Consider the following 8,913-nt stretch of genomic DNA (forward strand, 5'->3'; position numbering starts at 1 on the left):
TAAAGATAAAAAACTTCAACAAAAAACAGTTGATTTTATCTTCCATTCTTTCTATAATAAGAGAAATATTAATTAATAAATATAAAAAAAAATGATTAAATATACAATATGGTTAATGAAGGGAGAAGCTATGAACGTTTCAATTATTGGAACAACGGGATATGGGGGAGCAGAGCTGCTGAGGATATTACATAGGCATCCTGAATTTAAAATACAATCCATCCACTCTTCTAAGAAAGATATCCCGATTTGGAAAGAATATCCCCACCTCTTTGAAATCATTGGTGACAACTTGCAAAACATTAATTCAAGTATGATCGCTGAACAATCAGATATAGTTTTTCTTGCTACGCCATCGGGAATTTCCGGACATTTAGCTGCTGAATTTGAAAATAAGAATATAACCGTTATTGATCTATCTGGCGATTTAAGATTACCAGCAGAGACATATAAGGCATGGTACAAACATGAACCTGTAAATGAATCTTTATCTGCCAAAGCCGTCTATGGACTTTCAGAATGGTACAAAGAAGAGATTAGAGCTTCCAGATTAATCGCCAATCCTGGATGTTACCCGACTGCTACACTATTGGGCCTGGCTCCAGTCGTAAAAGAAAAGCTGATTAATCCATCGAGTATAATAATCGATGCCAAATCAGGAGTATCAGGTGCCGGCAGATCATTAGCCCGAAATACTAGTTTTTCAGAGGCAAATGAGAACTTTAGAGTTTATAAGGTTAATGAACACCAGCATACGCCTGAAATTGAGAAACAGCTTTCAAGATGGAATAACGATATAAGTCCAATTACCTTTACAACACATCTATTGCCAATTACGAGAGGAATCATGATCACAGCCTATGCTCAATTATCAGCAGATCTAAATACCTCCCAACTGCTAGAGTTGTATAACGAAACTTACCGTGAAAATCCGTTCATTCGCATCAGGCCGGAAAATACATTCCCATCGGTAAAAGAGGTGGCTGGCTCCAACTACTGTGATATTGGTCTTCATGTCGATCCAAGGACCGGAAGATTAACGATTATTTCTGTAATTGATAATTTAATGAAGGGTGCAGCAGGGCAGGCTGTGCAAAATGCAAATATTATCTGTGGTTTTGAAGAAACGGCAGGTTTAGATTTTATTCCCATGTATCCATAAGGAGGAAGAAGAAATGCAAGCTGTTACTCAATCTGTATCCATAAAAGAGGTTAAAGGAGGAAGTATCATTTCTCCAAAAGGATTTAATACTTCCGGGGTGCATGCAGGTTTAAGGTATTCAAAAAAAGATCTAGGGATTATTATTAGCGAAATTCCAGCAAATTGCGCTGCTGTTTATACGACTAGCCATTTTCAGGCAGCACCATTAAAAGTAACACAAGAAAGCTTTGAAGTGGAGAAAATGCTGCAAGCAGTGGTTGTTAATAGTGCTTGTGCAAATGCTTGTACCGGGGAAAAAGGAATAAAAGACGCTTTCCAAATGAGAAAATGGACAGCAGAAAAGTTTGGATTAAAGGAGCACTATGTAGCAGTCGCATCAACGGGAGTTATTGGTGAGTATTTGCCAATGGATAAGCTTGAAATCGGGATTCAGAATTTAAAGCCGGATAATGACTCTAAGCATGCTGAGGACTTTCAAACAGCGATTCTAACAACAGATATTGTGATGAAGAATTGTTGCTACAGCGCAATTATTGATGGTTTAACGATTACAATGGGCGGGGCGGCTAAAGGCTCTGGGATGATCAATCCGAATATGGCTACAATGCTAGGCTTTATAACAACAGATGCTAATATTGAAAGTGAACATCTTCAAGCTGCTCTAGGGCTTGTGACAGATACGACATTTAATCAAATAACAGTTGATGGGGATACATCGACAAATGATATGGTTCTTGTAATGGCAAACGGAATGGCTGGAAATAAGTCATTAACACCTAATCACCCTGATTGGGGTAAGTTTGTGCAACTACTTTCGAAGACAAGTGAAAGCCTAGCAAAACAAATCGCGAAAGACGGCGAAGGGGCAACGAAATTAATTGAAGTGGATGTAAAAGGTGCAGAAAGTGATCTTGAAGCACGACAAGTAGCTAAGCAAATTGTAGGATCAAACCTTGTGAAAACAGCAGTATATGGAGAAGATGCTAACTGGGGAAGAATCATCGGAGCTATAGGTCAGTCAAAGGTTCGTATAAACCCTAATACTGTCGACATTGCGATAGGGCCAGTTACAATGCTTAAGAATAGTGAGCCACAGCCATTTTCAGAAGAAGAGGCAAGCGAATATTTGCGCAGCCAAACAATTCATATTCATGTTGATCTTCATCAAGGAACTGGAGCAGGTAAGGCCTGGGGCTGTGACTTAAGCTATGATTACGTCAAAATTAATGCAAGTTACCGTTCGTAAGGGGGAAGTCACATGAAAACAATCGTTATTAAATGCGGTGGAAGTGTGATGGATGAACTAACCCCAACATTTTTTGAAAGTTTAATAGAGTTAGAAAAACAAGGCTACCAGCTTATATTCGTACACGGGGGAGGACCTGATATTAATAAAATGCTTGATCTTTTTCAGGTCCCTCATGAATTTGTTCAAGGGCTTCGTAAGACAACTTCACAAGCTCTTGAAATTGTCGAAATGGTTTTGTCTGGTCAGACAAACAGAAAACTAGTAGCTAAACTCCAGTCTTATGGATTAAAAGGTTTTGGTTTAAATGGAAGTGACGGAGGGGTCTTGCAAGGGGAGTTTCTTGACAAGGAGCAGCTTGGATTTGTCGGCGATGTTACGAAGGTGAACAAAGAGGTAATCACCATGCTTTTGCAAGACCGATTTATTCCTGTCATTACGCCAATTGCAGTTACCGAAGATGGAGAAAAGCTAAATATAAATGCCGATTTTGCTGCAGCAGCTGTAGCAAATGCATTAGAGGTTGAACATTGTATTTTTGTCACAGATGTAGATGGGATTATGATTGATGGCAACATCGTGCTTCAAACAAATACTGAAGAGATAGATAGTTACATTAATGAAGGACAAATCACTGGCGGAATGATTCCAAAGGTTAAATCAGCTGTAGCCTCTATCGAAAAAGGAATAAAAAGTGTGATGATTGTTTCAGGAAAAAAGAGATTTTTTGATGGTTTACAATGGATTGGAACAGAAATCAATGCCAAAGAGAGGGTATTAAAATGAGCCATTTATTTCCGACATATGCCCGTTGGGACGTTGAGCCAGAGCAGGCAGAAGGCTGTATCATGATAGATAAAAACGGAAAAAGGTATTTGGATTTTACAGCCGGAATTGGAGTTTGCAATCTAGGTCATCGTCCTGAGGTCGTGCAAAAAGCAATCAGCAGCCAACTGGACCGATTCTGGCATGTTTCCAATTTATTTATTCAAGGGGAGCAAGAGAAGGCTGCAAAACTGCTAGCTGAAGGTGCTAAGATGGATTTAGTATTTTTTTCAAACAGTGGTGCTGAAGCGAATGAAGCGGCAATTAAGCTCGCTAGAAAAGCTACTGGCCGAAAGAAAATCATTACCTTTACGAATTCTTTCCATGGGCGGACTTTTGCCACCATGTCGGCAACGGGACAGGATAAAATAAAAACCGGATTTGGTCCTATGCTTGAAACATTTGTCTACTTGCCTTTTAATGATTTAGATGGGCTTAAAGAGGCTATGGATAACGAAACAGCTGCCATAATGCTTGAAGTTGTTCAAGGTGAGGGCGGAATTCATATTGGAAAGCAAGAGTTTTTACAGGGTGTTCAGGAATTATGTAAAGAGTATAATGCCCTTTTCATTATTGATGAAATTCAAACTGGGATTGGGCGGACAGGTGCTCCGTTTGCATTTCAGCAATTTAACTTAACACCTGATATTGTCACCTCTGCGAAAGGGTTAGGAAATGGCTTGCCAATTGGAGCAGTAATCGGGAGAAAGGAACTAGAAACAGTCTTTGGACCTGGAAGCCATGGGTCAACCTTTGGCGGAAATCCCCTTTCAGTTGCTGCGGCTATTGCTACAATGGAAACTATATTTCAAGAGGAATTTTTACAGAATGTCCTAAACAACAGTCAATATCTGTTTAAGAAAATATGCAGTGATTTAGGTTCATTAGAAGAGATTAATGAAATTAGAAATCTTGGCTTCATGTTCGGAATTGAAACGTCTATTGATTTGCCTGTTTTATTAAAGGAACTTAGGGAAAATGGATTGTTAGCCCTGCCAGCAGGCAGTAATGTATTACGGCTTTTGCCGCCTTTAACGGTATCAATTTCCGAAATGGATGAAGCAGTAAATATAATTAAAACAGTAATAAAAAAATTCTCTAAAACAGCCGTATAGGCTGATAATTTTTAAAATAAATTGCATAAAAATAGATAATATTAAATAAAAATACATCAGTAAAGGATTATAAAACTACTTTGAATATAAATTTATTTATAAGTATGCTCTAAATAAATCAAATCCATCGTTGCTTCGACTAAAAATTGCTTGGGAAATATTAAACGTCAAATAGAATTGGAAAAAAATACAAATAAAAGGAGTGATTGAATTGGCTATTTCAATTCAAACAGCAGATAACAAACTTAATATTAAAGGAAATGATTTTTTAGCTTTAGCAGATTTCTCTCCAGAGGTTATAAGTGGTCTACTTCAAAAAGCTAAGAAGCTTAAGAATGCAGCATTGCTTGGTGAACACATTGCTCCCTTACAGGGTAAAATTCTAGGGATGATATTCGAGAAATCATCTACACGTACGAGAGTTTCATTTGAAGCTGGCATGATCCAGCTTGGGGGTCAGGCTTTATATTTAAATAGTCAAGATCTCCAATTAGGAAGAGGGGAGTCCATTGCTGATACGGCTAAGGTTCTTTCACATTATGTAGACGCCATTATGATTCGTACTTTTTCGCATAAAACTATTGAAGAGCTTGCTTTACATGCAACGATTCCAGTCATTAATGGGCTGACAGATTTGTACCACCCATGTCAGGCATTAGCAGATTTATTAACTTTACAGGAGACTAAAGGTGAATTAGCGGGGTTAAAGCTAGCATATGTTGGTGATGGAAATAATGTTGCCCATTCATTAATGATTGGCGCAGCAAAACTAGGAGTAAATATTACGGTAGCCACTCCAGTTGGTTATGAACCAAATGCAGATATCGTTAATAAGGCAAAAGGGTTTGCTGCTGCTAGCGGAGGAAATGTAGCGATAACAAATAATCCATATGAAGCTGTAAATGGTGCAGATGCTATTTATACAGACGTGTGGACGAGTATGGGGCAAGAGGCCGAAAATGAAAAAAGACTGAAAGCCTTCACAGATTTCCAAGTAAACGAGAGTCTTGTCAAAAATGCGAAGAATGATTTCACTTTCCTTCATTGCTTGCCAGCACATAGGGGAGAAGAAGTTACAGCAAATGTGATTGATGGACCGAATTCAGCTGTCTTCCAGCAGGCTGGCAACAGACTTCATGTTCAAAAAGCTCTATTATCAGAAATTTTATAAAAACAAAAGGCCTTCTTACTGTTGGAAGGCCTTTTGCTATTTTATTATGGTAAAAAGTTCTATCTCGCTGAATTAATACGATGGAAATAATAGTAGTGATTCTAGAAATAAAGGAGGAATTTATGTATGGGGCAAAATCGTCAATTTAAACCGGGTCAGAAAGCACCTAATAATGGATTTTATATTGAAGTTGGCGAAACCGGAAGCAATGTTAATAATCCACAAATGTTAAAGCTTAAGGCAGGAGATAGATTTCCTGAAAACTCCAACCATAACCGTGTTTGGACGTATCAAAGAAAACCTTAAGCTAAAATTATTATTCAGAGCCATCCATTTGTGGATGGCTTTACATATGCTATAATAACACTAAAGGTCAAAGAAGGTCAGAGAGGAGGATATGTATGGATATTAATAAAATGACGGAACGGATGCAGGACGGCATTATAAGTGCGCAAAATCTAGCAATAAGGGAACAGCATCAGGAAGTGGATGATGTTCATTTATTATTGGCTCTTCTCGAACAGGACAACAGTCTAATGGCATCTATTCTGAAAAAGTCACATGTATCAATTGAAAATATGAAAAAAGGTTTAGAACACATACTTAGGAAAAAACCGCAAGTTTCGGGAACCGGTATTGAACAGGGAAAGCTATATATTACGAGTAATCTTCAACGCAGTTTGGCAAGGGCAGATGCAATTAGGGGAAAATTTAATGATGAATTTCTTTCAGTTGAACATGTCCTATTAGCCATCTCAGAATCAACATCTGAAGCGTCAGCAGCTTTTAACAAAGAAGGAATTAATAGTCATAAGCTAGAGCTTGCGATAAAGGAAATAAGGGGGAATCAAAGGGTGACATCACAAAATCCAGAAGCAACATATGAAGCCTTAAAAAAATATGGGAGAGACTTAGTTGCAGAGGTAAAGGCGGGAAAGATGGACCCTGTAATTGGGAGAGATAGTGAGATTAGGAATGTCATTCGAATTTTATCTAGAAAAACAAAAAACAATCCTGTATTAATCGGAGAACCGGGTGTAGGGAAAACGGCAATAGTCGAGGGCCTTGCTCAAAGAATTGTACGAAGAGATGTTCCAGAAGGGTTAAAGGATAAAACAATATTCTCCTTGGATATGAGCTCTCTTATTGCCGGAGCAAAATTTAGAGGAGAGTTTGAAGAGCGTCTTAAAGCGGTTTTAAATGAAGTAAAAAAAAGCGAAGGAAGGATTCTTCTCTTTATTGATGAGATCCACACCATCGTTGGAGCAGGCAAGACGGAGGGGGCTATGGACGCAGGAAATATGCTAAAACCAATGCTCGCCCGAGGTGAATTGCATTGTATAGGTGCCACGACCCTTGATGAACACCGAAAATATATTGAAAAGGATCCAGCATTAGAAAGACGCTTTCAGCAAGTTCTCGTTCAAGAGCCTGATGTAGAGGACTCCATTTCGATCCTTAGAGGGCTTAAAGAAAGATATGAGATTCACCACGGGGTCAATATACATGACCGTGCCCTTGTTGCAGCGGTGACTTTATCGGACAGATATATAACAGACCGCTTTCTCCCTGATAAAGCAATTGATTTAGTTGACGAGGCTTGTGCTATGATTCGCACGGAAATTGACTCTATGCCACAGGAACTTGACGAGGTTACGAGAAGAGTAATGCAGCTTGAGATAGAGGAAGCAGCATTAAGGAAAGAAAGTGACGAAGCAAGTAAAGCTAGACTTTTGCTTTTGCAGAAGGAATTGGCTGATTTTAAGGAAAAAGCCGATCATATGCAAGCAAAATGGCAGTACGAAAAAGAAGGCATTCAGAAAATCCGTGAAAAAAGAGAACAGCTGGAAAAATTACGTCGCGAACTCGAAAAGGCCGAAAGCGAATACGATTTAAATAAAGCAGCAGAGCTTCGACACGGAAGTATTCCTGCATTGGAAAAAGAAATAAAGCTGCTTGAGCAGGAAGTCAATGAGACGGATGGAGAACGCTTATTAAGAGAAGAGGTAACAGAAGAGGAGATAGCGGACATTGTTGCAAGATGGACAGGCATTCCTGTAGCCAAGCTTGTTGAAGGTGAACGTGAGAAGCTCCTAAGACTAGAAAGCATTCTTCATGAAAGAGTGATCGGGCAGAATGAAGCAGTTGAACTTGTGTCCGATGCTGTTCTTCGTGCAAGAGCAGGGATTAAAGATCCAAATCGTCCAATAGGTTCTTTTATTTTCCTAGGTCCAACAGGGGTAGGAAAGACCGAGCTTGCGAAAGCTTTAGCACAAAGCTTGTTTGACAGTGAAGAGCATATTATTCGGATTGATATGTCTGAATACATGGAGAAGCATGCAGTTTCAAGATTAATTGGAGCTCCTCCCGGTTATGTCGGCTATGAGGAAGGCGGACAGCTGACAGAAGCAGTTAGAAGAAAGCCATACTCCGTTATTCTGCTTGATGAAATTGAGAAGGCACATCCAGAAGTCTTTAACATTCTTCTGCAAATGCTCGATGATGGAAGGATTACGGACTCACAGGGAAGAACAGTTGATTTTAAAAATACAGTGATTATCATGACGTCTAATATTGGTTCACAGTATTTGCTTGAACGCGTTAGCGGAGAAGAATATATAAATGAAGAAACTCGAAATAATGTGATGAGTACATTAAGAGGACATTTTCGTCCAGAATTCTTAAATCGGGTAGACGAAATCACCCTATTTAAGCCTCTTGCATTAACAGAAATAAAGGAAATTGTTTCTAAGTTAATCAAACAGCTCCAAGAGAGATTATCTGATCAGCATATTCGCCTAAATATTTCAGAAACAGCTAAGGAGTATATTGCTGAAAATGGATTTGATCCTGTTTATGGTGCTAGGCCGTTAAAGCGTTTTATCCAAAGAAATGTAGAAACGATTTTAGCCCGCAGAATTATCAGTGGCGATATTAAAGATTATAGTGAAGTATCGATTACGATTGAAAACGATGAATTAACAGTGAAAATCCAATAAAAAAAGGGAGTGACTTAGGAAGGGTATGCAAGCATACGCTAAAGTCACTCTCTTTTTTAGTGAATACCTTCTTTTTCCACTGGTCCTTCAGGAATGATCGTTGAAATAACAAAAATTAAAATCGTAGTACCTACTGCAAGAATGGATCCTGTTTTGAAATCAAAAGCTAAACCAAGCATGGAGCTTACAACATAAGTTAACATTTGAACAAGAAGAAAAGTCCAAAAAAACGTCCAAAAGAATCTCATCATATTCACCTCTACATTATTAAATCCCTATCATATTACCATAAGGAGAAAAAATAATAAATGACTACAGCTGAAAAATTATGGCATGCCTTTGTATTTCACAAACTGCAAATAGTTTCCATATGAAAAATAGGCTATGTCCCGTTC

General features: G+C 38.6%; 8 protein-coding genes. 7 read left to right on the top strand and 1 reads right to left on the bottom strand.

What is annotated here, in order from left to right:
* Positions 1 to 130 precede the first annotated feature (130 nt).
* The 7 genes from argC to clpB all read left to right on the top strand — a co-directional run bounded on the left by argC (position 131) and on the right by clpB (position 8,518).
* Positions 131 to 1,162 (top strand): N-acetyl-gamma-glutamyl-phosphate reductase, encoded by a 1,032-nt coding sequence (gene argC, locus V7149_RS13410; protein ID WP_335346132.1) that lies wholly within the window; start codon positions 131 to 133, stop codon positions 1,160 to 1,162.
* Positions 1,163 to 1,175: 13 nt separating this feature from the next.
* Positions 1,176 to 2,408, top strand: coding sequence for a bifunctional ornithine acetyltransferase/N-acetylglutamate synthase (gene argJ, locus V7149_RS13415; protein ID WP_335346133.1), 1,233 nt, complete (start codon positions 1,176 to 1,178; stop codon positions 2,406 to 2,408).
* Positions 2,409 to 2,420: 12 nt separating this feature from the next.
* Entirely contained in the window at positions 2,421 to 3,194 is a 774-nt protein-coding gene (argB, locus tag V7149_RS13420) for an acetylglutamate kinase (RefSeq protein ID WP_335346134.1), read from the top strand.
* A complete protein-coding gene (locus V7149_RS13425; protein WP_335346135.1) occupies positions 3,191 to 4,348 on the top strand; it encodes an acetylornithine transaminase in 1,158 nt (385 codons plus the stop codon). The genes argB and V7149_RS13425 overlap by 4 nt, the downstream gene beginning before the upstream one ends.
* Before the next feature lie 211 nt (positions 4,349 to 4,559).
* On the top strand, positions 4,560 to 5,519 hold the full coding sequence (gene argF / locus V7149_RS13430; protein WP_335346136.1) for an ornithine carbamoyltransferase: 960 nt from the start codon (positions 4,560 to 4,562) through the stop codon (positions 5,517 to 5,519).
* A 126-nt stretch (positions 5,520 to 5,645) separates the two neighbouring features.
* Positions 5,646 to 5,825 carry a YjzC family protein gene (locus V7149_RS13435; RefSeq protein WP_335346137.1) on the top strand — a complete coding sequence of 60 codons (180 nt, stop codon included), beginning with the start codon at positions 5,646 to 5,648 and terminating at the stop codon, positions 5,823 to 5,825.
* Positions 5,826 to 5,920: 95 nt separating this feature from the next.
* Positions 5,921 to 8,518, top strand: a complete 2,598-nt coding sequence (gene clpB, locus V7149_RS13440) for an ATP-dependent chaperone ClpB (RefSeq protein WP_335346138.1) — start codon at positions 5,921 to 5,923, stop codon at positions 8,516 to 8,518.
* A gap of 56 nt (positions 8,519 to 8,574) precedes the next feature.
* On the opposite strand, the gene V7149_RS13445 is transcribed toward clpB, so the two are convergent.
* The gene (locus tag V7149_RS13445; RefSeq protein WP_335346139.1) at positions 8,575 to 8,766 is read right to left on the bottom strand and encodes a DUF2929 family protein; all 192 of its coding nucleotides are present in this window, start codon (positions 8,764 to 8,766) and stop codon (positions 8,575 to 8,577) included.
* Between the last annotated feature and the right edge of the window lie 147 nt (positions 8,767 to 8,913).

It is taken from the genome of Bacillus sp. JJ1503, assembly GCF_036965125.1.
GTDB lineage: Bacteria > Bacillota > Bacilli > Bacillales > Cytobacillaceae > Cytobacillus.